Raw genomic sequence first — 2,805 nt, forward strand, 5'->3', positions numbered from 1 at the left:
ATTATTTAATTCTTTCAGCGGAAATTTTTCCTCGAAGGCTTTATTTAGCCGCCCCTGGTTTCCTTTTACAGCGAATAAATAATCACCTCCCTGTTTTTGTATCTTCTCTGCAATATCTTTCTGGCAACCCATCGCATCAGTTGTGATGATTTTTCCTTTAATATCCAGCATGTTAAGAAGTTCTGGGATAGCTGTAATTTCATTGGATTTCTCATCCGTCCTGATCTGTCCGATGACCAGACTGTGCATTGTTGAGAACGCACTAATGACATGAATCGCTCCCTTGCGGCGACTCTTGTCATAAGAATGCCGGAGTGTTTTTCCATCAATTGCGATGACGTCTTTATCATCTGAAGAATGGCAGTCACGCATCCAGTTAATAAAGCACTCGTGAAATTTTGCAGGACTGATACAGGATACAACTCTGGCAATGGTATCGTGAACAGGAATACCATTTTCAAAATCACCATATTGCTTCAAAAAATCGGGATGTGTTTCCCCAAAATCCTCTATATCTTCCCAAACTTCTGCACCCGAAATAACGGCGCAAATAGTCAACAGTAGAATGTCCGATAATTTATGTTCCACTTTCCAGGCTTGTCTGTAATCGGGGGTAATAGAAATATGTTCCATCAATTTTTTAAGTTCCATTTTGTTCTCCTTAATTATGTAAGGAGTATTTGATCATGTATAAGCAATAAAAAACAGCTTCAGGTAATGAGGAATATCTCAATTTTTAAACATAAAATTCGAATTGTTTAGTACAAAAAAGCAGCGTTACGTGATCTTTCCCTGGGTAGTGGTATTCAATGGCCCGTCTGCCCTGCGTGGCGACATTCACCCGCCCGCGTTCGTCGTAGCCGGTGCGCTGTGATATGCCGTCCGGGCTGAAGATACCCGTCAGCCTGCCGGATTTGTCATACGCGTACTGCGTTTTCCCTTCCGGGGCGATGATTTCTGCCAGGCGGCCTGCAGCGTCCCATGTGTAGACGATTGTCTCATCCAGGCCGTTAACCTTCTCTGTACACAGACAATTGGCATTACAGCGGATTAGATATCACTCTATTTTTTTTATCATATCCTTAAATGCTTTTTTCGGTACCGGGCCTCTAGATATAGCAAGACCATAGTTCGCAAAATCTGAAGCAAGTCCCAAATTTTTTTTCTCATATTGGTAGTTCATACACATCAAAGCTAATCTTACGCTACTTACATTACTTAGCTCATCGCAAATATTTCTCTCTTCAATATCGACAACACGAATACTATCGAATATTTTATTCAATGAATCAAAGTATTCAAAAAAACAAAACGCTTTATCCTTTATCTCATTGATAACAAATTCATCACCTTCAAAAGAATTCAGCAAAGATATACTTAGTCCATCACACACACGATTACGAATGTAGCAATCTATTTCTTTTGTTGGTAGTTCATTGCAAAAACCTTCGAATATAGGATGAACACCTGTGTTTATAAAAAAAATATCACCCGTGCTCTTTTTTTGAAAATTTATACAGTATACAAACTTATCATGCACTTTATAAAAGTCAGTGTCACTATTTTTCACGAACCCACTATTAATTAAAAAATCACCAATCGGTTTGAGTTTCACACTATCACTCCTTATCGATAAATAATCGGTATACCATGTTTATTTAACAGATCTTCAAGTGGTTTAGTTGGCCCAATCTTCCCTGTAGTTGGACTTCTTGTAAACACCCATTCAATTTGATCAAGTTGCCCACTTCTCAAAATCTTAATATCACGGGCTACCTCTTGCCGTACTCGGGCAGTTATCCCTGTTCGACCGACTTTAGATTCAATACCCGTTACTCCATCAACAACGTCAATACGCCTTAATCCTCCTGTCACTCTATAATTTTGTTCAATTAGAGTGGTTCCCCTCTCTTTGGCAATTATATCCCTTACTTTATCGCCAATCGTTTTATTTCCCTGAACCAGAGGCTTACCAAAATTTGATGTAACTCTTGCTGCCCGACTGGCTTCGAGGTTAGCAAGCACCCGCTGTCTGATTATGGGACACGTTGCTAATCCCAAAGGATCAACATACCCACATGGATTAGGCACATACCGGTAAGTCTGCTCCCCCCCGGCCAGCCCCAGGGGGTCACTCACCAGGTACATCCCGGTTTCCGGCTCGTAGTACCGGAACCGGTTATAGCACAGCCCGGATTCTGCATCCTGCCACTGTCCTGCATACAGCAGGCCGGGGTCGGCTTCCGGGTCCAGTTCCCCGCGCGGGTCCGGGTAGCCGGTGTCTGCGGGCAGGCTGAGTGCCAGCCCCCACAGGCTGGTCTGTCCCGGCCGCCAGACGGTTTTACCTTCACTGTTAAAGAGCATCACCGGGCGGCCTGTCAGGTCGCTTACCGCATGGCTCGTCCGCGTCACCCACTGCGGGGCCACGGACGGATGCGGCTGCCTTTCCCGGCTGAACTGCTGACTCAGCAGCTCAAAGCCGTTAAACACCAGGTGCCGTACGCTGTACAGTTTATCATCCCGGTATTCCCGCATTTCCGCAATACTGTCGCCGTCCCACAGGTACGTAAAACGGATTTTCTTCCGGTCGCAGCGTTTTTCCGTCCGTCTGCCGCTGGCGTCGTGGCGGTATTCCCACTGCACCCCCAGTGCGCTGCAATACCCGGTCAGCTGGTCCCGGCTGTCCCACCGGAACCGCTCTGTTTCCGGGCGGTAGCCGTCACGGTGCCTGGTGCGGCTGACCATCCGGCCTGCGGCGTCATAGTCATACTGCGTGTTTCCGGCCTGTTTCAGCCGGTGGCCTCC

The 2,805-nt window shown here is 45.9% G+C and carries 3 protein-coding genes and 1 pseudogene; all 4 read right to left on the bottom strand.

Annotated features, from left to right (window positions below; all coding sequences use genetic code 11):
- Positions 1-651 (bottom strand): ISAs1 family transposase (locus BEB42_RS25750; RefSeq protein WP_123058327.1); only part of this gene is annotated, 651 nt, incomplete at its 3' end.
- A gap of 112 nt (positions 652-763) precedes the next feature.
- Positions 764-1,048 (bottom strand): annotated as a pseudogene (locus tag BEB42_RS25755) (hypothetical protein); the annotation flags it as partial.
- Positions 1,049-1,057: 9 nt separating this feature from the next.
- Entirely contained in the window at positions 1,058-1,615 is a 558-nt protein-coding gene (locus BEB42_RS25760; RefSeq protein ID WP_000769434.1) for a DUF4304 domain-containing protein, read from the bottom strand.
- Between the two features lie 11 nt (positions 1,616-1,626).
- Positions 1,627-2,805, bottom strand: a 1,179-nt coding sequence (locus BEB42_RS25765) for an RHS repeat domain-containing protein (protein ID WP_105267601.1), incomplete at its 5' end; no start/stop codon positions are given.

Origin of the sequence: Escherichia sp. MOD1-EC5990 (genome assembly GCF_002965285.1) — a bacterium.
Classification (GTDB): domain Bacteria; phylum Pseudomonadota; class Gammaproteobacteria; order Enterobacterales; family Enterobacteriaceae; genus Escherichia; species Escherichia coli_F.